The 25564-nt window shown below is 39.1% G+C and carries 24 protein-coding genes; 22 read left to right on the top strand and 2 right to left on the bottom strand.

The annotated features are described in order from the left end of the window. The first annotated feature begins 1 nt into the window (after position 1). The 7 genes from ACIP9C_RS01205 (at position 2) to ACIP9C_RS01175 (ending at position 9515) form a co-directional block, all read left to right on the top strand. Entirely contained in the window at positions 2 to 1681 is a 1680-nt protein-coding gene (locus ACIP9C_RS01205) for a hydantoinase B/oxoprolinase family protein (RefSeq protein ID WP_401007870.1), read from the top strand. A 16-nt stretch (positions 1682 to 1697) separates the two neighbouring features. Then, a complete protein-coding gene (locus ACIP9C_RS01200; RefSeq protein ID WP_401007868.1) occupies positions 1698 to 2450 on the top strand; it encodes an IclR family transcriptional regulator in 753 nt (250 codons plus the stop codon). Positions 2451 to 2472: 22 nt separating this feature from the next. Further along, positions 2473 to 4047, top strand: coding sequence for an OPT/YSL family transporter (locus ACIP9C_RS01195; RefSeq protein WP_401007865.1), 1575 nt, complete (start codon positions 2473 to 2475; stop codon positions 4045 to 4047). A gap of 16 nt (positions 4048 to 4063) precedes the next feature. After that, positions 4064 to 5107: an S-methyl thiohydantoin desulfurase domain-containing protein gene (locus ACIP9C_RS01190; protein WP_401007863.1), complete on the top strand. Its 1044-nt coding sequence runs from the start codon at positions 4064 to 4066 to the stop codon at positions 5105 to 5107. Between the two features lie 764 nt (positions 5108 to 5871). Continuing rightward, positions 5872 to 6492 carry an HD domain-containing protein gene (locus ACIP9C_RS01185; protein ID WP_401007860.1) on the top strand — a complete coding sequence of 207 codons (621 nt, stop codon included), beginning with the start codon at positions 5872 to 5874 and terminating at the stop codon, positions 6490 to 6492. Beyond that, positions 6492 to 8378, top strand: a complete 1887-nt coding sequence (locus tag ACIP9C_RS01180; RefSeq protein WP_401007855.1) for an ABC-F family ATP-binding cassette domain-containing protein — start codon at positions 6492 to 6494, stop codon at positions 8376 to 8378. The genes ACIP9C_RS01185 and ACIP9C_RS01180 overlap by 1 nt, the downstream gene beginning before the upstream one ends. 12 nt (positions 8379 to 8390) lie before the next feature. Continuing rightward, a complete protein-coding gene (locus ACIP9C_RS01175) occupies positions 8391 to 9515 on the top strand; it encodes a conserved virulence factor C family protein (RefSeq protein ID WP_401007853.1) in 1125 nt (374 codons plus the stop codon). Here the strand turns inward: ACIP9C_RS01175 and ACIP9C_RS01170 are convergent. Then, positions 9506 to 9796 carry a hypothetical protein gene (locus ACIP9C_RS01170; protein ID WP_401007851.1) on the bottom strand — a complete coding sequence of 97 codons (291 nt, stop codon included), beginning with the start codon at positions 9794 to 9796 and terminating at the stop codon, positions 9506 to 9508. The two genes, ACIP9C_RS01175 and ACIP9C_RS01170, sit on opposite strands and share 10 nt — an antisense overlap. Positions 9797 to 9824: 28 nt before the next feature. Continuing rightward, positions 9825 to 10784 carry an alpha/beta hydrolase gene (locus ACIP9C_RS01165; protein WP_401007849.1) on the bottom strand — a complete coding sequence of 320 codons (960 nt, stop codon included), beginning with the start codon at positions 10782 to 10784 and terminating at the stop codon, positions 9825 to 9827. 131 nt (positions 10785 to 10915) lie between these two features. Between ACIP9C_RS01165 and ACIP9C_RS01160 the strand changes: the two genes are divergently transcribed. From ACIP9C_RS01160 to ACIP9C_RS01090, 15 genes are all read left to right on the top strand, one after another. Further along, on the top strand, positions 10916 to 11332 hold the full coding sequence (locus tag ACIP9C_RS01160; protein ID WP_401007847.1) for an RrF2 family transcriptional regulator: 417 nt from the start codon (positions 10916 to 10918) through the stop codon (positions 11330 to 11332). Positions 11333 to 11479: 147 nt separating this feature from the next. After that, positions 11480 to 12247, top strand: a complete 768-nt coding sequence (locus tag ACIP9C_RS01155; RefSeq protein ID WP_401007845.1) for a DUF7683 domain-containing protein — start codon at positions 11480 to 11482, stop codon at positions 12245 to 12247. A gap of 239 nt (positions 12248 to 12486) precedes the next feature. Next, positions 12487 to 13116 carry a DUF3885 domain-containing protein gene (locus ACIP9C_RS01150; protein ID WP_401009162.1) on the top strand — a complete coding sequence of 210 codons (630 nt, stop codon included), beginning with the start codon at positions 12487 to 12489 and terminating at the stop codon, positions 13114 to 13116. Between the two features lie 38 nt (positions 13117 to 13154). Then, positions 13155 to 13928 (top strand): DUF7683 domain-containing protein, encoded by a 774-nt coding sequence (locus tag ACIP9C_RS01145; RefSeq protein WP_401007843.1) that lies wholly within the window; start codon positions 13155 to 13157, stop codon positions 13926 to 13928. 188 nt (positions 13929 to 14116) lie between these two features. Further along, positions 14117 to 15346, top strand: a complete 1230-nt coding sequence (locus ACIP9C_RS01140) for a M20 family metallopeptidase (RefSeq protein WP_401007841.1) — start codon at positions 14117 to 14119, stop codon at positions 15344 to 15346. Continuing rightward, positions 15346 to 16428 carry a tartrate dehydrogenase gene (locus ACIP9C_RS01135; RefSeq protein ID WP_401007840.1) on the top strand — a complete coding sequence of 361 codons (1083 nt, stop codon included), beginning with the start codon at positions 15346 to 15348 and terminating at the stop codon, positions 16426 to 16428. The genes ACIP9C_RS01140 and ACIP9C_RS01135 overlap by 1 nt, the downstream gene beginning before the upstream one ends. A 1-nt stretch (position 16429) precedes the next feature. Continuing rightward, complete coding sequence (locus ACIP9C_RS01130; RefSeq protein ID WP_401007838.1) at positions 16430 to 17176, top strand: SDR family NAD(P)-dependent oxidoreductase; 747 nt, start codon at positions 16430 to 16432, stop codon at positions 17174 to 17176. A 10-nt stretch (positions 17177 to 17186) separates the two neighbouring features. Then, a complete protein-coding gene (locus ACIP9C_RS01125; RefSeq protein WP_401007835.1) occupies positions 17187 to 18647 on the top strand; it encodes an aldehyde dehydrogenase family protein in 1461 nt (486 codons plus the stop codon). Between the two features lie 29 nt (positions 18648 to 18676). After that, positions 18677 to 19687: an ABC transporter ATP-binding protein gene (locus tag ACIP9C_RS01120; protein WP_401009161.1), complete on the top strand. Its 1011-nt coding sequence runs from the start codon at positions 18677 to 18679 to the stop codon at positions 19685 to 19687. Further along, positions 19662 to 20636: an ABC transporter ATP-binding protein gene (locus tag ACIP9C_RS01115; RefSeq protein WP_401007833.1), complete on the top strand. Its 975-nt coding sequence runs from the start codon at positions 19662 to 19664 to the stop codon at positions 20634 to 20636. Before ACIP9C_RS01120 ends, ACIP9C_RS01115 begins: the two co-directional genes overlap by 26 nt. Positions 20637 to 20672: 36 nt before the next feature. Then, complete coding sequence (locus ACIP9C_RS01110; RefSeq protein WP_401007830.1) at positions 20673 to 21644, top strand: P1 family peptidase; 972 nt, start codon at positions 20673 to 20675, stop codon at positions 21642 to 21644. A 43-nt stretch (positions 21645 to 21687) separates the two neighbouring features. Continuing rightward, a complete protein-coding gene (locus ACIP9C_RS01105) occupies positions 21688 to 23217 on the top strand; it encodes an ABC transporter substrate-binding protein (RefSeq protein ID WP_401009160.1) in 1530 nt (509 codons plus the stop codon). 16 nt (positions 23218 to 23233) lie between these two features. Then, the gene (locus ACIP9C_RS01100; protein ID WP_401007828.1) at positions 23234 to 24175 is read left to right on the top strand and encodes an ABC transporter permease; all 942 of its coding nucleotides are present in this window, start codon (positions 23234 to 23236) and stop codon (positions 24173 to 24175) included. 12 nt (positions 24176 to 24187) lie between these two features. Beyond that, positions 24188 to 25015: an ABC transporter permease gene (locus tag ACIP9C_RS01095; protein WP_401007826.1), complete on the top strand. Its 828-nt coding sequence runs from the start codon at positions 24188 to 24190 to the stop codon at positions 25013 to 25015. A 79-nt stretch (positions 25016 to 25094) separates the two neighbouring features. Further along, positions 25095 to 25535 (top strand): GNAT family N-acetyltransferase, encoded by a 441-nt coding sequence (locus ACIP9C_RS01090; protein WP_401007823.1) that lies wholly within the window; start codon positions 25095 to 25097, stop codon positions 25533 to 25535. The last annotated feature ends 29 nt before the right edge of the window (positions 25536 to 25564 follow it).

Below are 25564 nucleotides of genomic sequence, written 5' to 3'. Positions count from 1 at the left end.
CATGAAAAAAGATGTTTTTGCTATAGAAATTATTCAGGATTCATTGCTGGCCATTGGAGATGAGATGTTTGTTGCATTAGCACGCTCATCGATGAGCCCTGTTATCTATGAGGTTTTAGATTATGCCTGCGGTTTAACTGATGCAAAGGGTAATTTGATTAGTCAAGGTAATGGTGTGACAAGTTTTATTGGGATGTTGAGTCCAATGGTTCAACGTGTCATAGAAAAATATGATAATGGGAGAAAATTAAACGAAGGTGATGTCATCATTATAAATGACCCTTATGTTGGGGGAGGCTCGCATTTATCAGATGTAGGATTAGTTTTACCAATTTTCTACAATGGAGAAATTATTGCTTATTCTGCAAACAAAGCACATTGGACCGAAGTAGGTGGGATGGACCCTGGTTCATTTACAAGTAATTCAAATGAAATCTATCAGGAAGGTCTTCAGCTACCAGGTGTGAAGCTTTATCAAAAGGGGGAGCTTAACGAAGGCATTTATGAAATTATATATACAAATGTTCGTCTACCAGAGCTATCTATTGGAGATATGTTAGCGCAAGTAGCAGCCTTGAAAACAGGTGAGAAACGGATTTCAGAGCTTTGTCGGAAATTTGGTGCTGAATCGGTGAAGTTGTCCATTCAAAAATTATTGGACAAAGGTGAAAAAATTGTAGAGCTTGAGCTTCAACATCTACCAAAAGGTGAATTTTATGCAGAAGACTTTATTGAGGGCGATCCATTAAAAGGTGGACCTTATCCAATTAAAGTGAAAGTAACGATTAGCGATGAAGAATTTATTTGTGACTTTAGAGGCTCACACCCTGCTGTGAATGTGCCAGTAAACTGTTCACAATTTGGCTTAATGGCTAGTGTTCGTGTAATGTTCTTAGCATTACTTGGAGATATTGACGTGATTAATGAAGGTGTCTTTACACGCCTAACAATTCTTACAGATGATAATTCAATTGTATCAGCCAAGCGTCCACATCCTGTTTCGATGAACTTTGAGGCACGTATTGGAGCAGCAGACTTAATTTGGAAGGCACTTGCACCTCATTTACCTGAAAGATTATCAGCTGGGCATTTACAGTCGGTTTGTACATTTATTTTAACAGGCAAAAATCCTGAAAATAATGAATCATTCCTAATTGTTGAGCCATCAGTAGGTGGCTGGGGAGCATCAAATGATGACGATGGTCAAAGTGGGCAATATTGTATGGGAGATGGAGAAACGTATAATCTTCCTGTTGAAATTGCAGAGACAAAATACGGTATTCAAATTGATGAATATAGCTTAAATTGCGATGGTGCTGGTGCAGGGCAATATAGAGGTGGCTTAGGTGTACGCCGAGTTTATACCGTTAATCATGATAGCCAAAAGGTTTCTGTCAACTTAGGTAGACATAAATTTGCACCGTTTGGCTTAAATGATGGTGAGGAAGGTTCGCATAACTATCTGATTATTCATAAAAAAGATGGTGCAAAGGTCGGGCCAGTAGGAGTGCTCGCCAATTATGAATTACAGAAAGGCGATCGTATTGAACTTGTCACAGCAACAGGGGGAGGCTATGGCAATCCACAAGAGAGAAGTACGAAAGCAATTGAAAAAGATCTATTAAATGGATATATTTCTTTAGAGGTAGCTGAAAAACGTTACGGTTACCAAAACGCATAAAAGGAGAAATATATAAATGACTGTCAAGACATTAAAAAACTCATTGGATATACTAGAATGCTTTGCAACTACAGAAAGTGCTTTAGGTGTACGTGAAATTGCACGCATGACAAAATTACATACAAGTGTTGTGCAAAGAACGATCAATACATTTACTGAAGCAGGGTATTTATTACAGGATGAAGCTACAAAAAAATATAAATTAGGTTATAAAATGTTTATATTTCATGACATGCTCTCCCATACAAATGACCCTCACTTTACAATTTATGAATTGATGCAAAGTCTTGCAAGTGAAATCAATGAATCAGTCTTTCTAACTTATATGGATAATGAGTATGGAGTCACAACAAAAATTGCTGAAAGTAGTAAGAATATAAAATATGCGGTGTCTTTAGGTACAAAAACACCGCTTTATATTGGTGCTTCCTGTAAAGTTATGTTTGCCTATTTAGACAAAGAAAGGCAACTTGAATTGTTAGCCTATTTTCATGAAAAGCAGTCTGAAGAGGAGCATAAAAAGCTACTTGATAATTTACAAGAGGAGTTACAAACCATACGACAAAATAAGTGGTGTGTTACTGTCGGGGAGTACAATGAACATGCTTTTGGTATAAGTGTACCATTATTCAATCATAAGAAAGAAATCATGGCATCTCTAACGATATCTGGATTAGTATATGACATTGACGATCAAAGGGAGAAATACATGCTTGAACAGTTAGTGAAAATTGCTCATCAAATTCAATCTCACATATCTAAACTATAACAACAATAGGGGACCTGACATTATGAATAATAAAGTATTACATCCACGGGCTTTGGAGCCTGTAACTTTACTAATGATTGTCTTAACATCTGTTGTAGGGGCAATTATTGGGATACAGCTAATTACGACTTTAGGTATTTCTGCTAATACATCCATTATTGGTGCGATATTTGCGATGATTTTAGGAAGAATTCCAATTGGCAAGCTAATTGCATTTAAATCCGTGCATAGACAAAATATTATACAGACTGCAATCTCATCGGCTACTTTTAGTGCAGCGAGTAGTTTAATGTTGCCAATTGGTATTCCATATGTTTTAGGTTATGAAAATTTAGTTTTGCCATTGTTTATTGGTGTTATATTAGCAATGTTTGTGGATGCTTTATTATTATATAAATTTTTTGATACAAAGATTTTCCCAGCAACAGGTACTTGGCCACCGGGGATTGCAACAGCAGAGGCTATTAAAGCCGGTGATAAAGGTGGTAAAAATGCAAAGGTTTTAATTGGCGGAGTGTTAATCGGTATAGTTGGGTCTGTTCTTAAAATTCCAATGTCAGCTTTCGGGGTAGCATTTATCGGAAATATTTGGGCGCTTACCATGTTTGGAATTGGTCTTTTACTGAGAGGTTATTCTGTTCAATTATTTAATGTCGATTTGAATGAATATTATATACCACATGGTGTTATGATTGGAGCGGGCATTGTAGCCCTTTTCCAGGTTGCTTTTACTTTGCTAGGTAAAAGAGCAACTAAAGAGTCAGAAGAATTAATCTATTCAAAAGACCAAAAAGAAATTCGACAAGGTTTCGGTGTAGGTTTTATTGCTTATTTAGCGATTGCATTATTAATTGCTTTAATAGGTGGTATGATTTCACATATGTCTTTTGGAATGCTCATCGGCTTTATCATTTTCGCAACAATTGCAGCGTTTGTTCACGAACTTATCGTTGGGATTGCTGCAATGCATGCAGGCTGGTTCCCTGCATTTGCAGTAGCGTTTATCACACTAATTGTCGGAATATTAATTGGTTTCCCGGCACCTGCTCTTGCTTTGTTAGCTGGCTTTAGTGCGGCAACAGGGGTAGCATTTGCAGATATGGGTTATGACTTGAAAACAGGTTTTATTTTACGTGGAAATGGCAGTGATCCTGTATTAGAAAAAGAAGGACGTAAACAGCAAATGATTGCTGGTATGCTAGCGTTTTCAATAGCTGCTGTTGTAGTTTTACTTTCATATCAATCTTATTTTGAACAGGGTTTAGTAGCACCTGTCAACCATGTATACGCAGCCACTATCCAATCAGGAGTGACTGGTGACGTAGCAAAACAGCTATTGATTTGGGCGATTCCTGGGGCATTGATTCAATTAATTGGCGGTTCAAAGAGACAAATGGGTATTCTGTTTGCGACTGGTTTATTACTAATCAATCCTATAGCTGGTTGGGCAGTATTAGTAGGCATTTTACTTCGTGTTATTTTCACTTATATGACAAAAGGTAAGAGAGAATCTGAAATGACTGTTTTTGCAGCAGGTGTTATTGCTGGAGACGCTTTATATAGCTTCTTTTCTTCCATTCTGAAAATAGGAAAATAGAAAGGGGTAAGTGCAGATGGTAAAGGTGTTAACGTATGAGGATGGTTTAGCTGCTGTTTATGGAGGGGCAATCCTAGGAGGCGGCGGTGGTGGCCTCCTAGGGGAAGGCTTAAAGTTAGTTGAGGAAATTTTCGCTGCTGGAAACCCTCAACTTATCGATCTAACGGCATTAAACCATGAAGATTTAGTAGCCTGCGTAGCGATGGTTGGAGCACCTTCAGCGGAAGAACAATATGTATCCAATGAACAGCTATGCTGGAGCTATCAACATATGAATACTTATATGGATCATCAATTAAAAGGAATTATTACGAATGAAAATGGTGCTATAACGACAATCAATGGTTGGTTACAATCGGTATTATTGAACGTACCAGTTGTTGATGCCCCTTGCAATGGACGGGCTCACCCGACTGCCATAATGGGTTCTTTAAACCTACATGAGCAACAAGATTATCAATCCGTTCAATTTTATGCAGGTGGAAAAGATGATTTCGCTATTCAAGGCTTAGCTGAAGGTAATTTACAAAACACTGCAAAAACAGTTCGTCATGCTTCTATTCTAGCTGGAGGAATGGTAGCGGTGACACGTAATCCAGTAACAATAGGCTATTTGAAGGAACATGGTGCACCAAATGCAATATCTGCTGCTATTGAGCTCGGATATAGCTTCCTAAATGGGCGAACAATGGATGAAAAATTAGATAATATTATTCAACTGTTAAATGGCGAGCATATCGTATCTGGAGTAGTAAAGGATTTTTCTTTGATAAAGGAGAACGGCTTTGATGTCGGTAGCTTAACTGTTGAGGATGTTGAATTAACTTTCTGGAATGAATATATGACATTATCAAAGGCAGGGACTATTCAATCGAGATTTCCAGATTTAATAATGACATTTGATATTGAAGGGATGGTACCTGTACCAAGTGCTAGCATTAAAGAAGGCATGCATATAGCTGTTATTCAAGTTGATCAAAGCCATTTAAATTTAAGCTCAACGATGAAAAATGCCAAGCTATTACAGGAAATTGATACGGTTATTGGTAAGGGTTTGTAAAAAGAAAAAAATAGAATGCTAAAATAGAAAGAAAGCAACCTAATTCATAAAAGCTGCCAACATCTCATCGAGATGGGCAGCTTTTATTGTTCCTTCAGCGGGAGGGTATTACATACGATCAATTTCTTTCCTACTTCCTTCATAACGTATTTCTTACAAATGGCTTAAATGAACTTTCATTGTCTAAATGAATTATCGAATATTGTTAACACGACTCTAATGAAGCGGCTTTTCGCAAAATGATCGCATAGTGGGTTATACATTAATCATTAAAAGGAGAAGTTACGTTCAAACATATTCAGTAAAAGCATGTTAGAAGGTAACAGCGTTTAATGATAAATCCATAACGCCTTGCTACATTTGGTCAAAACCTTCGCGGTCGCGAAAACAAAGCTAACTGGTTGTTCACATTTTTGTATTGTACTTCCACTATGCGGGTCAACAAACTTGAAATTTTAGGGAAAGTGTTCACTTTTATTGAAGATGATCGGTTACACTATACGCATTTCTTTGCAAAACAGTATTCAATTGTATACCCGCTGAAGTTGTTTAAAACTGTAAAAACACATAGCTTTTGTACATTACGCAAATTGTGAGCTTACAGAACAATAAAGTTTGTTCTGTATATTTATCCTACAATATTCTGAATAATTAGTCAATTGATATGTATCTTTTTTTGTTTTTCCTATAGAAAAGGCGACATCGTTACCAACTTCCCATAGCAATACAGTATAATAGGCAAAGAGAAAGGACTGATTAATAATATGAATGAGTTAAAGAACAAGGTGCGTAGCATATATGAGCAATTTGATGCGAGTCATGACTTTCAACATATTGAGCGTGTTTATCAAAATGCGTTAGCGATTTTACATACAGAGCCTAAAGCAGATGCAGACGTTGTGAAAATGGCAGTGCTTTTACACGATGTAAGTGATAAGAAGTATACAGATAGTAAAGAGCAAGAAGACAAGTTGATTCATGAATTGAAAATAAGTGAAGCTAAAAAACAACATATTCGTGATTGTATCGCACAAGTGTCATTTAATGGTGGCAATGAGCTAGAGGCAACTTCTATTGAAGCGAAAATTGTACGGGATGCTGATCGTTTAGACGCAATTGGAGCGATTGGAATTGCGCGGACATTTGCTTATGGGGGTGCCAAAGGTCGGAAATTATATGATGACACAGAGGAAGCAAGAACAACAATGTCTGAGGAAGATTATCGTAGTAAAAATACGTCGTCTGTAACCCATTTTTACGAAAAGCTTTTATTATTAAAAGATTTAATGACGACCGATAAAGGCAAGCAAATGGCTAATGAACGTCATCAATTTATGGTATGCTTTTTAGAGCAATTACAAAACGAAAGAGATGGAAAAGCATAATGAGTCATTTAATCGTACAAAATTTAACGAAGACAGTGGGCGATAAAACGCTCTTTCAAAATATTGAATTTACAATATATGAAGGGGAACGTGCGGGTCTAATTGGCATTAACGGAACAGGGAAATCAACATTGCTATCAATTTTAGCCGGTCAAATCGAAGCGGATGCAATAGAGATTGATCGCCCAAATAAATATCGTGTTGCTTATTTACCGCAAGAACCTACATTTAATAGTGGCGAAACAGTACTACAGGCAGTGTTTGCCGGTGATTCTCCCGTTTTACAACTTAACCGTCAATATGAAGAAATTGTTGCAGCCCTCGCGTTAAATCCAACATCAGAAAGCTTACAAAAAACATTGTTTAGCTTACAGCAGCGCATGGACGAAGAGCAAGCATGGGATGTCAATGCACTTGCTAAAACTGCGCTGACAAAGCTAGGCATTGAAATGTTTGATAAGGAAGTGTTAACCCTTTCTGGTGGTCAACAAAAGCGTGTCGCTTTAGCGAAAGTGTTAATTGAACCAGCAGACCTTTATTTATTAGATGAGCCGACCAACCATTTAGATGTTCAGTCAACAGAATGGCTACAGGAAATGGTGTTACGCTTAAAGGGTGCTGTTATTTTCATTACCCATGATCGTTATTTCTTAGATGAATTGTCGACGCATATTTACGAAATAGCAGACCAAACGCTATATCGCCATACAGGGAATTATGGAGACTTTTTAGAGGCACGTGCAATTCGCGAGGAAATGGCTGCTGCTTCAGCCCAAAAAGATCGCAATCGTTATCGTTCAGAGTTAAAATGGATTCGCCGTGGTGCGAAGGCACGCTCAACAAAGCAAAAGGCACGTATTCAGCGCTTCGAACAGCTAGAAGATAACTTAGAGCGCAAGTCAGATGATGTTTCTCTTGAACTGGGCTTAGCAACAACGCGACTTGGACGAAAAGTATTAGAGGCTGAAAATATATCAAAGGCTTTCGGTTCGCAAAAAATAGTAGAGCATTTTACGTTTTTACTGCAACAGGGCGATCGAATCGGTATAATTGGTGCCAATGGCGTTGGAAAGTCAACTTTACTCAACATGCTTGCTGGTGAACTGTCGCCAGACAAAGGAGAAATTCATGTCGGTTCTACTGTAAAACTTGCACATTTTAAACAAACGTTACCGAAGATGAATGAAAATGAGCGCATGATTGAATATATTCGTGAAGCGTCAAATGATATTACGGATGCCGAGGGTGTACGCTATTCTGCTGCACAAATGTTGGAGCGTTTTTTATTTCCACTACATGCACATGGTACGCCGATTGGTAAGTTATCCGGTGGAGAACGCAAGCGTCTGCACTTATTAAGATTATTAATGGAGCAACCGAATGTGCTATTACTGGATGAGCCAACCAATGACTTAGATATTGAAACACTTGGGGTATTAGAGGACTTTATTGAACATTTCCCAGGTGTCGTAATTACTATTTCCCACGATCGCTTCTTCCTCGATCGTATTGCTAAAAAACTATGGGTTTTAGACGGACAAGGACATGTAGATGAGTCACTTGATATTTATAGTGATTATTTACAGAAGCGGGAGCAGGAAACGTCTGTGAAAGTGGAAGCACCGAAAGCCGACAAGCAAAAGATAGAGAAGCCAAAATCAGATAAGAAAAAACTATCATTTAAAGAACAAAAAGAATGGGAAACCATTGCAGATGATATAGAAAAAACAGAGACTGCAATTATGGAGACAGAAGAAGGTATTGCAAGCGCTGGCGCTGACTTTACTAAATTACAGGAGTTAACGGCTAAACTAGATGAGCTGAATGCAAAATATGAGCATTTAATAGAAAGATGGTCGTACTTAGATGAAATCGTAAACGGATAAGGAGCGTATAACATGAAAATTATTACAATTGAGCCGACACCAAGTCCCAATTCTATGAAGATTATCGTCGATACGGAGTTACCGTTTGGCAAAAGCTTTAACTTTACAAAGGATAATAAAGACGAGGCTACTGGTGAATCGGCAGCTATTTTAGCCATTGAGGGGGTTAAAGGTGTTTATCATGTAGCAGATTTCTTTGCAGTTGAGCGTAATGCAAAATACGCATGGGAAAGTATTTTATCGAGCATTCGACAAGTATTAGGCGAGGATGTAACGGAAGCTAGTGATATACAAATTGCCAATGAATTTTACGGTGAAGTTTATGTCCATGTACAGTTTTACAAACAGGTCCCACTGCAAGTAAAGGTATTTGATAATCAACGCGAATACCGTGTAAGCTGTGGTGAACGCTTTGTTGATGCCTTCAATAAAATTATTGAAACAGATGTCGATGAAAACTATATCTTCCAACGTAAATGGATTGACTACGGTGTTCGTTATGGCGAGCTTGAGGAAATTGCAGAAGCGGTCAAACAGGAAATTGATGTAACTTATTCTGCACAACGTTTAGCTGACATTGTGGCAACGATTAATGATACAGAAAAGGTTTACCAAAAGCCTGCTAAACTAAAAATAACGGTGGAGCAGTTCCAACAGCCAGAATGGGAAAAACGTTTCCAATTACTTGACCAAATGGCGGATCCAGAGCTAGATGACCTGCCACTTTTAGATTTAGCGTTGCAAGATGAACAAATGTCTATTCGTCGCCTAGCAACAGTTTACTTAGGCATGATAGAAGATGTAGCAGTTGTACCGTATTTGGAAAAAGCATTACGTGATAAAAGTGCTGCGGTGCGCCGTACTGCGGGCGACTGTATGAGTGACCTAGGCTTGGTGGAATTTGAAGAGGCGATGCAACAAGCATTGCAAGATAAAAATAAGCTTGTTCGTTGGCGCGCAGCGATGTATTTGTATGAAGTAGGGACAGAGCAATCATTACAAGCGTTAAAGGCAGCTGAAGAGGATAAAGAGTTTGAAGTGAAGCTTCAAGTAAAAATGGCCATCGCTCGTATTGAACAAGGTGAAGAGGCAAAAGGTTCTGTATGGAAGCAAATGACGGAATCACGTCAGCAATAATAGCATAAAAAAATATTCGCAAGAGCATCTAAATTTAGATGCTCTTTTTGTTGTCTTGATATAGAAAGGAATGTGATTCTTTTATAGTTGATAGTAGCAGAGTCGGCTACTCCTGAGGCTAATGGTGTGCCCGAGGAACCCCCGCCCGCAGCGGACATCAACGGCAGAAATGTTGGATTGGTTGATTTTGAAATCGCCGATAAAACCATGCGAATCGCTGGTAGAACATCAGGAATCGCCGATAGAGCATCAGGAATTACCGATAGAACATTGGAAATCACCGATAAATTCCCCAGAATCGCTGATTAGTTAAGTAGTAGGTGAAGCCGCTTTTTCAAAAGCTTTTTTAAAGGCATACATATAATTTTCAATTGCACGTTGACTGATTACCGCTTGAGGGACCATGTGTTCAAAGCCATGGAAGCAACCTGGATATAGATGGAATTCGGTCGGTACACCCGCCTTTGTCAGTCTGGCAATATATTCGATTGTTTCATCACGGAATGGATCTAAATCTCCTATAAATGTATACGTAGGAGGTAGATCGCTATAATCCTCTGCATGAAGAGGAGCCGCATAAATAGGCGCATCAACAGCGTAATTTGGCCCTAAATACATTTCCCATGCTAGATGATTTTGTGGACCATTCCATACTCGGGCATCTGAAATTTCGTCATTTGAAGGTAAAGTACAACGATTATCAATCATTGGATATAGTGGCATTTGGAAAGCAATTTTAGGCCCTTTTCGATCCCGAGCTATGAGTGAAACAGCAGCCGTTAATCCGCCTCCAGCACTTGCACCATGTACTGCAAGACGTGTTAAATCGATACCTAATTCATCCGCATTTGCCGCTACCCATTCAAGCGCTGTATAGCAATCTTCTACACCAGCAGGATAAGGATGTTCGGGTGCTAAGCGATAGCCAACTGAAACGACCACACAATCTAATTGTGAAACAAGCATCTGACAACTTGCATCAAACATTTCGATAGACCCAATGATAAAACCGCCGCCGTGGATATACAAAATAGCAGGCAACGTGCCGTATTTTTCAGTCGGTTCGTAAATTCGAATTCGTACATCTGGTGCCCCGTTAGGACTAGTAATATAGCGTTCTGTCGTTGTAACGTTTTCCATTTTTACTTCTTCGCTACCAAGCGCTTCATTCATGACACTACGTGATTCAGCAATATTCTCTCTTGTTAAATTTAGTTCCTGCATAGCGGATAAGAATGTTGTTAACTCAGAATGTACTCGATTTTCCAATTGCATGCCCTCCTTATTTTTGAAAACGCTATCATTTTAATTGTGATTAAAATATCACAATTAAAATATAGTACAATGAATAAGAGAAGTCAAATTAAAAATAGAGTATTTTGAAAATTGGGGGAATGACAATGCAGCTACTTATCCAATCGGGTGATCTAGGGCCAAAATGGTTCCATGTAGCATTGCGAGCAATCGTCCTAATGGCGGAATCGAATGAACTACAAAAAAGTAATGTTATTGCGGAGAAGCTAGGGGAGGATGCTACCTTCGTTAGGAAAATGCTTGCGAAGCTTGCAGAACATGACTATGTACAGGCGCATAGTGGCCGTTACGGTGGCTATTGTCTCAATAAAGCACCAGCGCAAATTACGATGCAAGATATTTATATCGTGTTAGGAAATGATAGTGAAACACCTTATTGGTCAGTACCATCTACCGGTTCAGAACGTTTTATTTCAATGATTATTGCGAAAGCGGAAAAAACGTTTCAATCTGTGCTAGCAGACTATACGATTCAAGATATTTTGGATAATAGAAGTAAATAGGGTGTAGGCAAGCAGGGACCGACAAGGTAGAATATTTAAAAAATAACACTATTAAATTAGGTACTTATGATGCTGTTTTTAAAAGAATTCGTGATTAGTTTTTGATAATATCTAATTAATATTATAAAAATGGAGGTGTATATATTAGTGCATAAAGAAATCGACTATCAATGGCGGATTACAAAATACAATCCATCTTATCGAAATGCTGAAGGACATTATTTGAGAGATGAATGGACAAGTGTTTCAGAAATCGGAAAATCTTTTCAGGGGGCAATATTGACGTTAAACGATTATTTACAGGTCGAGAAAGCATATGTGGATACGGTAATGAAATTTCTAGAGGTTTATCAAATAGAGAACGTACGACTCATTCATCTTGAGACGTATGGTTTAAGTAACGTGGATAAAACTTCTCCATTGTATGACCCATTGTTTGATACAATTCCATTGGCAGAAGATATGCTAGTAACCATTGATCAAATTCCTATTGTCTGTAAAATGGCGTTGCGAGAGTTTATTCATTGCCAAATGATTACCGAGGATTTCTTTGTCCATCTCGGTGATGACTATTATCTATTTATTGGTGCTACTAGCATAAAACAGGAAGCGATTCAATTTGCGAGCGAGCAGCGTCTTTTTGTAGAACAAATGATATCCCCGTATTATCTTTCTGAAAAAAATGTTATTCGAGAAGTGGCATGGAGCTTTCCAGGAGAAAGAATAATCGAAGATAGTGAAATATTGACTGATATTTCTTTAGAGGAATTGCAAAATATTTTTCAACTATCATCTATCCATCCAGTAACAGGCTCTTACTTAATTACAAAGGATAATGCGAAGTTTTTCCAAAAGAAAATCAAGCATAAAATGGATTTTAGTAAGTATGAATACTATTTATTAGCTGGGAGTTAAGTAAATAGAGGTGTTCAAAGCCGTCATTTATATAATATTATGAACACAATAACTCGCCTAAAATGTTACATTTAAAGCGTTTTGGGCGAGTTTAAGTTATTAGAAACCACTGTTTATTTGGTAAAGAGCTAATATACTAACATTTATAGTTATTGAAACATAGTAGTTTGTGTTTCCCCGAAATTCGAAATTTTAAGGAGATAATAATGAGAGGTGATAAAATGCAGTTAAATGACTTTATGCACGAAAATTACCCCCATTTACAACTTCGACCACCTTTATTTTATAGCTGGGATATTGGAATTCGCTTTGAACTGGGTGTCGATTGGAAAAATGAGTATCATTATCTAAATAGCCCTTATGTGTTAGGGTGTTATAAAAGAGCCATTACTTTATTTGAAGCACTACATGTGCCACATGAAGAGATTTTTGTCGTGATGGACATTCATGATTTAAAAAATAATAGAAACTTAAAACGTAAGTTAAGAAATTTTCCGCGCTATGTGAACAAATCTTTATTGTTGAAATTAAAGCATGAAGCGTTACCATATATATTCCCTGAAGATGATGAAGATGGGAAATTAATAACGCATCGATTTACTTTACAATGTAAAACTTCCGATTTTAACTATATTCCATTGTTAAAAGCCATTTGCAATCAAGACTTAGGATTGAAACCGCGGATTTACTATGACGTATACTTCATAAATAGTCATCGGAAAACCATTTTTCACGTCTACGATGACAGAGGTTGTGATTTGTTGGCAACTTCACCTGCTACAATAAAAGATATTTATGAAAAGCATAATGATTGGATTTTAGACTATGATAGAGCGAAAATTGATAAGGTTTTTAACACAACACTTTAGTTAATCTCTACTTTTATTTAAATTGTAGGTGCCTATCTGTGAGTAAAGAAATCAATTATCAATGGCGGATTACAAAATACAATCCAGCTTATCGAAATGCAGAAGGCTATTATTTGAGAGATGAGTGGACAAGTGCTTCAGAAATCGGGAAATCTTTTCATGGAGAAATAGTAACGTTAGACAATTATTTACAGGTCGAGAGAGCATATGTGGATACGGTAATGAAATTTCTAGAGGTTTATCAAATAGAGAACGTACGACTCATTCATCTTGAGACGTATGGTTTGAGTAACGTGGATAAAACTTCTCCATTGTATGACCCATTGTTTGATACAATTCCATTGGCAGAAGATATGCTAGTAACCATTGATCAAATTCCTATTGTCTGTAAAATGGCGCTGAGAGAGTATATTTATTGTCAACTGATTACTGAGGATTTTTTCGTACAGTTCGGTTATGACTATTATATGTTTATTGGGGCAAATGATATACAACAGGAAGCGCTTCAATTTGCGAACGAGCAGTGTCTTTTTGTAGAACAAATGAGGTCTCCTTATTATCTTTCCGAAAACAATGTTATACGGGAAGTGACGTGGAATCTTTTAGGGGATGAGCGTAAATTAATTCAAGGTAGGGAAACATTGAGAGGTATTTCTTTAGAGGAGTTGCGAACTATTTTTCAACTCTCTTCTATTCATCCAGTCACGGGTGCTTTCTTAATTACCGAAGATATTGCTCCATATTTTCAAAAGAAAATTAAGCATCTTATGGATTTTACTAAGTATGAGTACCAATTACTAGCTGGGGATTAACATACGTGCACTCGCTCAAAACGTAGCTTTTATAGCGTTTTGAGCGAGTGTTTTCTATTGGGGAAATCATAGCAAAAAAAGATCCTGTAATTCTATGAATGATTATCAATTTAACCAATATATTAGTAAATATACAATATGAAAATATGATTTGTAAATTTTTTACTAATATAAAGGGGGCTTCCTAAATGCTAGAACCAACTATAAAGACAACGGAAACGTATAAACGTGATCGAGAAACGGTCATTGCATTAACACAAAAGCTCGTTCGGATCGAAAGTGTCTATCGGGAAAATGACCCGCATGGAAATGAACAGGAAGTAGCCAATTACGTCGCACAATATTTACGAGATATCGGTATTGAAACGTTTGTGGAAGAAGTTGTACCTGGAAGACCAAATGTCATTGGCATTATTGATTCGGGGAAGCCAGGGAAAACCCTACTATTTGAAGGACATACAGATGTCGTCACGGAGGGCAATCGTGAGGCGTGGACTTATGATCCGTTCAGAGCTGAAATCATTGATGGGCGTATGTATGGTCGAGGGACAAATGATACAAAAGGGAATCTCGCATGTATGATTACTGCTTGTCAGTCATTGTTACTAGACGGTGAGGAATTTACAGGCAAAATCATTTTATGCATCCCGTGTGATGAAGAGGGGCTTATGCTTGGCATTAAACATTTTATCCGCAATGGCTGGGCGGATGGCGTAGACGGGGCGATTATTTGTGAGCCGCAGGAAAACAATGTATGCATTGCACAGCGTGGGGCTATTCGATTACAGGTCGATATTTTCGGCAAAATGGCGCATGGTGCGATTTCATGGAGCGGCATTAATCCGAATTGGCGGATGGCACGATTGATTGTGGAGCTAGAAAAGTTAGAAAAAGAAGAGCAGGCACGATTAGGGAAAGACCCAATGCTCAACTGGCCATCGATTACGCCAACGATTTTACGCGCTCCTGTGAAAGGTGATGCGCAAATTAATGTTATTCCAGATCATTGTATGACGACGCTTGATATTCGCACCGTACCAGCACAGAATCATGATGAATTACTTGGGAAAATTGATGCCATTATTCAACGACTACAAGCAGATGATCCAGACTTTAAAGTGGAGCTCACTGTACTTGATAATCGCCCGGCAACCGCTACTGCGAAGGAAGAACCAGTAGTACAAGCAATTTATGAAGCGGTGGCAGAAGTAACGCAGAAAGAGCCGATTTATAACGGTGTCCCAGGTGCAACGGATGGTACTTTCCTTCATGTACATGGTGTACCCATTGTCACGGTTGGGGCGGGTGATCGTGAAATTCCGCATCAAATTAATGAATATGTCGATATTGAAGAACTGGCAGAAACGACGGCCATTTACCGTTTAGCGGCATTAAAGTTTTTAGCAGGTGAAGTGTAATGGTCAAAATCGCTGTTATTCCTGGAGATGGTATAGGCAAGGAAGTAATGGTGGAAGCGTTAAAAGTGCTTGACCAACTTCAGCAAGATGATCCATCTTTACAAATTGAAACGACCATTTTTCCATGGAGCTCGGATTATTACGTACAACATGGCACTATGATGCCAAATGATGCACTTACAATATTAAGGAACTATGATGCAATTTTATTCGGTGCAATCGGTGATGCTCGTGTACCAGATGATGTTACAGTATGGGAATTCATTATGCCCATACGCAAACAATTTCAGCAATATGTAAATTTCAGGCCGGTCAAATCGCTACAAGGTATTGCGTCACCACTCATAAATGGCAGGGATATAGATATGGTTATTTTTCGTGAAAATACAGAAGGTGAATATTCCAATAGCGGTGGCCATATGTATCCTAATCAGCCACAGGAAATGGCAATTCAAAATACGATTATGACACGGCTCGGGGTTGAAAAAATCGTACAAGCAGCATGTGACTATGCATGTAAATATGGTAAGTCGAAAATTACAAGTGCTACGAAATCAAATGCCATTATTCATTCCATGAAATTTTGGGATGAGCATACGAAACATATTGTAGAAAAAGCCTCGCCAACATTATCGCTAGAATCTATTTATGTTGATGCATTAGTCGCTTATTTTGTAGAACGTCCTCAAGATTTTGAAGTAGTTGTGGCATCCAATTTATTTGGTGATATTCTGTCGGATTTAGGGTCAGCGATTGTCGGAGGACTTGGGCTGTCTCCTTCGGCAAATATAAATCCTGAAAAGGAGTTTCCATCGATGTTCGAACCAGTGCATGGTTCTGCACCCAATATTGCAGGGAAAGGGATTGCCAATCCGATTGCACAAATTTGGTCTCTTGCTTTATTGCTTGGGCATATCGGTAGACCAGATGCAGAGAAACGAGTTGTAATGGCAATTGAAGCCGTGCTAAAAGACGGTGCCGTAAAAACAGCGGATATTGGAGGACAAGCGACAACCTCACAAATGGGCGATGCAATTTGTCAGGCGCTTGTAAACATAAGACAAACAGCAGGGGGTGTGTAAGATGGCGGTGGCACAGCAAGTACTTATTGTGACAGGTGCTGGTGGAGGCATGGGGAAAGCAATTATTCAAGATCAGCTAGAGCAAGGAAATATTGTAATCGGCATTGATTTATCAGTTGCCTCACTCGCTGACCTAGCGCAGGAATCGTTACAAACATACGAGGTCAATGTTTTGCAGGAAGAAAGTATTCGGGCGATTACGCAAGAGGTTTTTGCAAAGTATGGAAGGATTGATGGGCTCGTTAATGCGCTAGGTATTGCACAGGCTGCGACACCGATTGAGCAAGTAACTATGGATGACTGGAATCGGCTTATGGACGTAAATGTGAAAAGTTTATTTATTACGACAAAGGCCGTAGTTCCTTATATGAAGGAGCGAAAAAAAGGCTCAATTGTGACAATTGCATCTATTTCCGCAGTGCGTCCCCGTCCTGGCTTGCAGGCTTATATTGCTTCAAAAGGAGCGGCCGAAAGCTTTACACGTGGGCTGGCGATTGAGCTTGCATCTCATCAAATTCGTGTTAATACAATTCATCCAGGACCAGCAGATACGCAGATGCTAGCACAGTTTACTGCAGATGGTGCTGATGCAGAGCAAACAAAGCACAATGTCTTTATACAATCAGTGCCACTTGGTCGTTTAGTTGATCCAACTGATATAGCAGGTGCAGTAAATTATTTACTATCAGACGCAGCAGCAATGGTGACAGGCACAACGTTACATGTTGACGGTGGCCGTGGCTTATAGGAGGGGTACGATGCAAATTATTCCTATGTTAATAAATGGTAAGTGGGTGCAAGGAGATGGTAAGGGGTTAATAGATGTGGTAAATCCATCTACTGGTGAAGTACTCGCGCAACTAAAGAATGCTAGTAAGGAACAGGTAGACGAGGCGGTACGTGCGGCTCGTCATGCATATGAAAGTGAAGAGTGGCGCCAAGTGAAAGCTTTTGAGCGAGGTCAGCTACTTATACAATTAGCACAATATATACGTATGCATGCTGAAGAATGGAGTTTGCTAGAGTGTCGTGATGTTGGTAAGCCTTTGACACAGGCACGTGCCGATGTTGAAGCGGCTGCTCGCTACTTTGAATTTTACGGCGGAGCGGCAGACAAGATTATGGGGGACACAATTCCTATCGAAGACGGTATTTTAAATGCGGTTGTCTTAGAACCAGTTGGGGTTACTGTCCATATTGTGCCGTGGAACTATCCTTTACAAATTACAGCAAGAAGCGTTGCCGCAGCGATTGCAACAGGGAACGCAGTAATTGTTAAAAGTGCTGAGGATACGCCTTTGACGACGCATGCTATGACGAAATGGTTTGCTGAAAAATTGCCGAAAGGGATTTTTCAGCATATAACAGGCTTAGGTCGAGATGTAGGACCATTTTTAACGACACATACTGATATTGATCATATAACTTTTACAGGCTCTGTCCCTACTGGTATTGAAGTGATGAAGGCAGCGGCTCAAAACATTGTTCCTGTCACTTTAGAACTTGGTGGCAAATCGCCAAATATTGTTTTTGCAGATGCGCCGATGGAACAGGCACTAGAAGGGGTAGTTCGTGCCATTATCCAAAATGCTGGACAAACATGTTCGGCGGGTGCGCGGTTACTTATTGAAAAAGATGTGAAAGAAGCTTTCGTCGAAAAGCTAGTTACGAAATTTCAAGCATTGAAGGTCGGCCCAGGAGAAGCGGATGTTGATATGGGGCCACTATTAAACCAACGGCAATACGTGAAGATTTCCACACTTCTGCAGCAGGCAAAAGAAAATGGCTATGTCATCTCTGGTGGCGCAACAATAACGATTAAAGGCTATGAAAAAGGCTATTATATTCAACCGACGATTCTCGATGGCGTAGATGCAAATGCTGCACTGGCGCAAGAGGAAATTTTCGGCCCAGTGTTAACAATATTGACGTTTACAACAATAGATGAAGCGATTGCATTAGCAAACGGGACCGATTATGGATTAGTAGCCGGTGTTTGGTCAAAAGATTTAGACACAGCACATTATGTGGCAAGTCGTGTGAAGGCTGGACAAGTGTTCGTCAATAATTATGGCGCAGCAGGTGGCATTCAAATGCCGTTTGGAGGTTATAAAAAGAGCGGTATCGGTCGTGAAAAGGGCTTTGTTGCATTAAGAAATTATACACAAATGAAAAATATTGCGATACGCTATGCAACACCCAATCTCGACTGTGAGTAGGAGGGTAGGATGTGGAACAAGCACAAGACATGCAAGTGTTGTTGGAAGTTAATCAATTAAATGTACAATTTCATTTAAAAAATGGTAAAAAGGCAAAAGTAGTAGATGATGTAAGCTTTGTTATTCATAAAGGTGAAACCGTTGCACTTGTTGGAGAATCTGGCAGTGGCAAGAGTATAACTTCACTGTCAATTATGCGCTTGCTTCCGATGCCACCTGGAGAAATTACTAAAGGTGACATTATTTTAAATGGAAAAAATCTATTACATTATAAAAATAAAGAAATGAGTATGATACGTGGCAATGAAGTGAGTATGATTTTTCAAGAGCCGATGACGTCACTTGATCCTGTTTTTACAATCGGCAATCAAATGATGGAATCGATTCGAAGGCATCAAAAAGTATCCAAAAAACAAGCAAAAGAAATGTCACTACAGCTATTAAAAGAAGTGGGCATTGCCAATGCAGAAAAGATTATAACAGAATATCCACATCAGTTATCAGGCGGGATGCGACAGCGTGTAATGATAGCAATTGCAATGTCCAATAATCCACAGCTATTAATCGCAGATGAGCCTACAACAGCTTTAGATGTAACTGTGCAAGCGCAAATTTTAAAGCTAATGATGAAAATGAAAAAAGAACAGCACTCAGCCATTTTGTTTATTACACACGATATGAGTGTTGTTGCTGAAACGGCAGACCGTGTGATGGTCATGTATGCTGGACAAATTGTGGAAGAGGCTCCTGTCCGAGAGCTCTTTCTTCAGCCCAAACATCCTTACACAGTTGCTTTATTAAAAACGATGCCTAGTCTTGAAACAGATATGACTAGATTACCTTCTATCCCTGGCACTGTGCCACCAGCCTATGCACTGCCGGATGGCTGTCGTTTTGCACCACGTTGTCCATTTGTTATGGAACATTGTCGTCAAGTAACGCCACAGACTAGGCTTATCCAGCATGATCATAGCGTACGATGTCATTTATTCACGGAGGAAGGAGCACTTACACATGACGGAGAGAGAAGTTTTACTTGAAATTCATCATTTAAAAGCCTACTTTCCTGTGAAACGAAAATCTATGAAGGAAGAGAAAAAAGTCGTCAAGGCTGTAGATGATATTTCAATTGAAATCTTCCGTGGTGAGACACTTGGAATTGTAGGAGAGTCAGGTTCAGGTAAGTCCACGTTAGGACGTACAATTTTAAAGCTCGTTGAACCGACAGACGGAGAAATTTTATATAAAGGCCAACCTATTCAACATTTGAAAGGACGCCATTTACAAAAGTATCGCAACCAAATGCAAATGATATTTCAAGATCCTTTCGCATCGTTAAATCCACGGATGCGTATTGGATCCATTATAGAGGAACCGATGGCATTACAATTAACGTTGTCAAAAGAAGAACGTAAAAAACGAGTTAGCGAGCTTTTACAAAAGGTTGGTTTACCTGAAGATGCTATGTATAAATTTCCCCATGAATTCTCGGGTGGGCAACGACAAAGAATTGGTATCGCTCGCGCACTTGCTATCAATCCAGAGTTTATTATTGCAGATGAGCCTGTTTCTGCATTAGATGTTTCGATACAATCACAAGTATTAAATTTAATGTTGGATTTACAGGATGAATTTCATTTAACGTATTTATTCATATCGCATGATTTAAGTGTTGTTAAACATATTAGTGATCGTGTTGCAGTGCTGTATTTAGGGAGAGTAGTTGAGCTAGGCGCGAAAAAAGAGTTGTATGCAAATCCTCTCCATCCATATACACAGGCATTACTATCCGCGATTCCTGTTGTGAATTTTGATGAGCCGAAGCAAGTAGTGCCAATACAAGGGGAGCTACCAAGTCCGATGAATCCACCAATTGGCTGTGTATTCCATACGCGCTGTCCATTTGTCATGGAGAAGTGTCGTTTAGAACGACCTACACTGCAACACCTAAATGCGCAACAGCAAGTAGCATGTTTTTTATATGATTAATAATCTGAATATTCAATTTTTTTAGGAGGTGTATAGATGTTCGGCAATATTACTGACGTACCTGGCGTGAAAGTTGGTCATGCAGAAAATAAAGAGGCGATAACAGGATGCACCGTCATTCTCGTAGAAAATGGAGCAGTTTGTGGCGTCGATGTACGAGGCTCTGCACCGGGCACCCGTGAAACAGATGCGCTCGATCCAATCAATGAAATTCAGCAAGTGCATGGCATTTGCTTAGCTGGTGGCAGTGCATTTGGTTTAGATGCCGCAACAGGTGTCATGCATTACTTAGAGGAGCAAGATGTTGGGGTAGATGCGGGTATTGCAAAAATACCAATTGTACCTAGTGCAGTTTTGTTTGATTTATTTATTGGGGACGCACATGGAAGACCGACAGCTCAGATGGGCTATGAGGCAGCGGAAAATGCGACGATTGGACCTTTTTTTAATGGAAATATAGGTGCTGGATATGGCGCTACAGTAGGTAAGCTAGCAGGACCGCAATATTGTATGAAAGGAGGATTGGGCAGCAGCTCGCTTGAAGGCAAAGAGGGGCTTGTAGTAGGAGCACTTGTTGCGGTAAATGCAGTAGGTGATATAAAGGAGCCCAATACAAGAGCAACCATTGCGGGAGCCCGTAACCGAGAAACGGGTCAATGGCTAGATAGCTGTGCGTATTTAGAAGAGCATGGACACTCTCAGGCACTTTCAGGAACAAATACGACAATTGGCGTCGTTGCTGTGAACGCAAAGTTAACAAAAGCAGAGGCAAAAAAAATTGCCCAACTAGCACAAAATGCATTAGCGCGTACGATATACCCTGTCCATACAATGCTAGATGGCGATACGATTTTTGTTTTGGGTACTGGAGAGCAAACGTATCCTGTTGATTATATCGGACACTTAGCAACTAAGGTCATGGAGGATGCCATTATTGTTGGTGTTAAAGCTGCTACAAAATTAGAGGAAGTAGAAAGCTATATAAGTATTCAACAACATAAAGGATAAGGGGGAGAAACACTTGAAGCCGATTAAAAAGTGGTTTTTACTAATGCTGTTACTGCTCGTAGGGTTGATTATTAGCGCATGTTCAAATGATAACGACAAAAAAGATACAAATAAAGTCACTACAACTGGACAAGTGACAACGGAAACACCACAAGAAATTGTTGTTCGAATTAATGATGACCCGGATTTTTTAGATCCGCATAAAGCGACAGCGTCTATTTCCTACCAGATGATTCTTAATATTTTTGAAGGGCTGATGGCTCCTGAAACAGACGGCTCATTAAAAGAAGGGCTTGCTGAAAGCTATGATATTTCGGAGGATGGTTTAACCTATACATTTAAAATCCGTTCAGGTGTGAAATTTCATAACGGTGAGGATTTAACGATAGAAGATATTCAATATTCTTTTGATCGCTTAATGGGTAAAAGTGGTGGAGAAAAAATGTCGAATAACTTTGATAATGTGGCGTCTACCGAAGCACCAGATGCTACGACCTTTGTTATCAAGTTAAAAGAACCGAATTCTAATTTCTTATATTCACTTACTGCTCGCCAATCAGCAATTATACCGAAAAGTAATGATGGCAAACACAATGAAAATCCAATTGGAACTGGCCCATTTGCCTATGTAAAATATGCTCCTGGTTCAAATTTAGTACTGAAAAAAAATGATAGCTATTGGAAAGAAGGCTTGCCTTACTTAGATAAAGTAACCTTTACCTTCCAATCGGATGATCAAGCAGCCATTATGAACTTAATGGCAAATGAGGTTGACTTAACAAGTGTTCCTTGGCAACGCGTTAATGAAGTGGAGAGTAGTCATCATTTATCGCATCAAAACAATAACTCTTCCTTAATCGTAACGTTTAATGAAACGAAAGCACCTTTTGATAATGTGAAAGTGCGTCAGGCAATGAACTATGCGATTAGTAAATCGGATATTATTGACTCGGTATTTGCAGGCTATGCCGTACCACTTGGTTCGAACATGAGTCCTGCAATGGGGGACTATCAAAAGAAAGGTTTAGAGGACATGTACAAGCTTGATGTGGAAAAGGCGAAAGCATTATTAGCAGAAGCGGGTTATCCAGATGGCTTTAAAACAAAAATTACAGTTTCCTCACATAACGATATTTATTCAAATATAGCGCAAATTGTTGCGGCTAACTTAAAGGAAATTGGCGTGGATGTAGAAATTGAAGTAGTGGAATGGGGTATTTGGCTTGATCGTGTGTACTTCGGCCGTGACTATAATATGACAACGATTGATTTAACAGGTCGCGCATCTGCCTATGAAATACTAAATGACTATATCTCTACAAATGATAGTGAAAACTTCTTCTTATTTAAGAATGATGAGTACGACAAAATCATGGCAGACGTGTTAAAAGAAACAGATACTGCAAAGCAAATTGACTACTACCAACGCGCACAAGAAATTTTAGCAGAGCAGGCAGTGTCCGTTTATGTGGCGGATTACCAAATCGTGTGGGGATCTGATAAGCAAGTGACAGGTCTGAAGAGTTATCCATTCTGGTTCCACGATATGTCGGAGGTAAAATTCTCAAACTAGAAAGAGATGATTGCAAATGATGTATATCATACGTCGATTCATCCTGTTAATAACAACGATTCTTCTAGTATCAATCATAACATTTGGTGTTTTTCAAATTTTACCTGGGGATCCTGTTCGAACAATGTTAGGAACGGAAGCAGATCCTACACAAATTGAAAATTTGCGGTCTGAGCTTGGTTTGGACCGCCCCCTTTATGAACAATACGCTGATTGGATGAAGGGATTATTGACAGGGGAATTAGGCAATTCCATTCGTTTCTCAATGCCTGTAAAAGATTTATTGTTTGATAGACTTCCTGTAACGATGTCTTTAGCATTGCTCACACTAACCATTGTATTGCTCGTTTCCTTGCCGCTTGGCATGTTTGCAGCGAGACGACAAAATAAGCTGAGCGATGTGTCATTATCGACATTGACACAAATCGGAATGGCTGTTCCTTCATTTTGGCTAGGTATGATGCTTATTTTATATGTCGGAATGAAATTTAGCTTTTTTAAAATTAGCGGCTATATCCCTTGGTCACAAAGTGTATCTGGTGCGTTAAGTACGCTTGTCCTTCCAGCATTAACAATTGCTATACCCCAAATTGCTGTCAACTTCCGCTACGTGCGAACTGCTATTTTAGAGCAAATGCAGCTTGATTATGTTCGAACAATACGCAGTAAAGGAATGTCGGAGCAAAATGTTATGTATAAGCATGTTTTAAAAAATGCGATGATACCGATATTAACGGTCTTTGGATTAATTATGGCAGAAGTGGTGGCAGGGACAATTATCGTAGAGCAAGTATTTTCATTGCCAGGTGTTGGTCAGTTACTCATTACTGCTATAAGTAATCGCGATTTCCCTTTGGTTCAAGGAATTGTCATGTATATAACGGTTGCAGTAGTTGTTATTAATTTTGTTGTCGATATTTTATATTCTGTTTTAGATCCAAGAATCCGATTACGATGAGAGGTGGATGCAATGAAAACTGTACAGCGCTTCATGAAAAATATAAATTTAATCATTGGTCTACTCGTCATCGTCGGATTTTTACTTGTAATGGTCATTAGCTTCTTTTATACACCGCATGATGTCAATACGATGAATATACCAGAAAAATTGCACAGTCCAAGTAGTAAGTATCTCTTTGGGACAGACGAATTCGGGCGTGATATTTTTAGTCGGATGATGAAAGGGACACAAACTGCATTTGCGGTTGGTTTATTAACGGTATTTATTGGCTCAACATTTGGTATTTTAATCGGTGGTATAGCAGGGTATATCGGTGGCTGGGTAGATGAAATTTTTATGCGTTTAATGGATGCTTTAATGGCATTTCCAGGGATTATTTTAGCTTTAATGCTAGTAGCTGTTTTCGGACCTGGGGTAGTCAATACGGCGATAGCACTTGGGGTTATCGCAATACCAGCCATCGCTAGAATTGCACGCAGTGGTTTTGTTCAACATCGTGAAGCCGAATATGTACTAGCGGCTAAATTAATTGGTGTAAAGCCATATAAAATTATGTTTCGCCACATTTTGCCCAATATTTCATCACAAATTATTGTTGCCGCAACGGTTACTTTTGCCACAGCCATGCTCGCTGAAGCAGCACTTAGTTATTTAGGGCTTGGCGTACAACCACCAAATCCTAGCTGGGGACGTATGTTAAAAGATTCTCAGGCTTATTTAGTGAAAGCGTCTTGGTATACATTTGCACCAGGAGGAGCGATTACAATGTTAGTACTAGGGTTGTATATGCTGAGCAATGCCTTACGTGATTATCTGGATCCTCGTTCAAAATCATAAAAAACGGCTATTGTCATTGCGATAAAAAACATTCTATACTATATAGATTACGCATGCTAAATACGAGGGGGCTATATACATGAACACAACAATTATTACAACAGAAAATGACTTACAAACAGCTTTTGCTATTCGGAAAGCTGTATTTATTGAAGAACAACAAATTCCAGCTTCAGAAGAATACGATGAATTTGATGCACTCGATGCTGTATGTGATCACATTCTTGTGTATTACAATGCGCAGCCTGTTGGTACAGGTCGTTTACGTGTTGTAGATGGCTATGGGAAGCTTGAGCGAATTTGTATTTTAGAGGAATACCGTAAATATGGGCTAGGAAAAGTGATTATTCAAACGCTAGAAAAGTTAGCACAAGAAAAGGGCTTAACGAAGTCGAAGCTAAGTGCGCAAGTATATGCAGAGGGCTTTTATGAGAAGCTCGGTTATACACGTACTGGTGAAGAATATTTGGATGCAGGAATCCCACATATTTTAATGAAAAAGCAATTTACCAAAGCTTAATTTTGAAAGTCAATCGATTGATATTAAAA

This window comes from Lysinibacillus sp. NPDC093210 (assembly GCF_044753985.1).
Classification (GTDB): Bacteria; Bacillota; Bacilli; order Bacillales_A; family Planococcaceae; genus Lysinibacillus.
The sequence above is the reverse complement of the archived record's forward strand: the minus strand, read 5'-3'. Positions and strand labels throughout refer to the sequence as shown.

What these genes read in the sequence shown, in the direction of transcription:
- ACIP9C_RS01185 (WP_401007860.1), top strand. Translation starts at nt 5,872, where the DNA reads ATGAATGAGTTAAAGAACAAGGTGCGTAGCATATATGAGCAATTTGAT.
- ACIP9C_RS01110 (WP_401007830.1), top strand. Translation starts at nt 20,673, where the DNA reads ATGTTCGGCAATATTACTGACGTACCTGGCGTGAAAGTTGGTCATGCA.
- ACIP9C_RS01125 (WP_401007835.1), top strand. Translation starts at nt 17,187, where the DNA reads ATGCAAATTATTCCTATGTTAATAAATGGTAAGTGGGTGCAAGGAGAT.
- ACIP9C_RS01140 (WP_401007841.1), top strand. Translation starts at nt 14,117, where the DNA reads ATGCTAGAACCAACTATAAAGACAACGGAAACGTATAAACGTGATCGA.
- ACIP9C_RS01130 (WP_401007838.1), top strand. Translation starts at nt 16,430, where the DNA reads ATGGCGGTGGCACAGCAAGTACTTATTGTGACAGGTGCTGGTGGAGGC.
- ACIP9C_RS01160 (WP_401007847.1), top strand. Translation starts at nt 10,916, where the DNA reads ATGCAGCTACTTATCCAATCGGGTGATCTAGGGCCAAAATGGTTCCAT.
- ACIP9C_RS01190 (WP_401007863.1), top strand. Translation starts at nt 4,064, where the DNA reads ATGGTAAAGGTGTTAACGTATGAGGATGGTTTAGCTGCTGTTTATGGA.
- ACIP9C_RS01090 (WP_401007823.1), top strand. Translation starts at nt 25,095, where the DNA reads ATGAACACAACAATTATTACAACAGAAAATGACTTACAAACAGCTTTT.
- ACIP9C_RS01115 (WP_401007833.1), top strand. Translation starts at nt 19,662, where the DNA reads ATGACGGAGAGAGAAGTTTTACTTGAAATTCATCATTTAAAAGCCTAC.
- ACIP9C_RS01205 (WP_401007870.1), top strand. Translation starts at nt 2, where the DNA reads ATGAAAAAAGATGTTTTTGCTATAGAAATTATTCAGGATTCATTGCTG.
- ACIP9C_RS01105 (WP_401009160.1), top strand. Translation starts at nt 21,688, where the DNA reads ATGCTGTTACTGCTCGTAGGGTTGATTATTAGCGCATGTTCAAATGAT.
- ACIP9C_RS01150 (WP_401009162.1), top strand. Translation starts at nt 12,487, where the DNA reads ATGCACGAAAATTACCCCCATTTACAACTTCGACCACCTTTATTTTAT.
- ACIP9C_RS01095 (WP_401007826.1), top strand. Translation starts at nt 24,188, where the DNA reads ATGAAAACTGTACAGCGCTTCATGAAAAATATAAATTTAATCATTGGT.
- ACIP9C_RS01195 (WP_401007865.1), top strand. Translation starts at nt 2,473, where the DNA reads ATGAATAATAAAGTATTACATCCACGGGCTTTGGAGCCTGTAACTTTA.
- ACIP9C_RS01135 (WP_401007840.1), top strand. Translation starts at nt 15,346, where the DNA reads ATGGTCAAAATCGCTGTTATTCCTGGAGATGGTATAGGCAAGGAAGTA.
- ACIP9C_RS01100 (WP_401007828.1), top strand. Translation starts at nt 23,234, where the DNA reads ATGATGTATATCATACGTCGATTCATCCTGTTAATAACAACGATTCTT.
- ACIP9C_RS01175 (WP_401007853.1), top strand. Translation starts at nt 8,391, where the DNA reads ATGAAAATTATTACAATTGAGCCGACACCAAGTCCCAATTCTATGAAG.
- ACIP9C_RS01180 (WP_401007855.1), top strand. Translation starts at nt 6,492, where the DNA reads ATGAGTCATTTAATCGTACAAAATTTAACGAAGACAGTGGGCGATAAA.
- ACIP9C_RS01120 (WP_401009161.1), top strand. Translation starts at nt 18,677, where the DNA reads ATGCAAGTGTTGTTGGAAGTTAATCAATTAAATGTACAATTTCATTTA.
- ACIP9C_RS01200 (WP_401007868.1), top strand. Translation starts at nt 1,698, where the DNA reads ATGACTGTCAAGACATTAAAAAACTCATTGGATATACTAGAATGCTTT.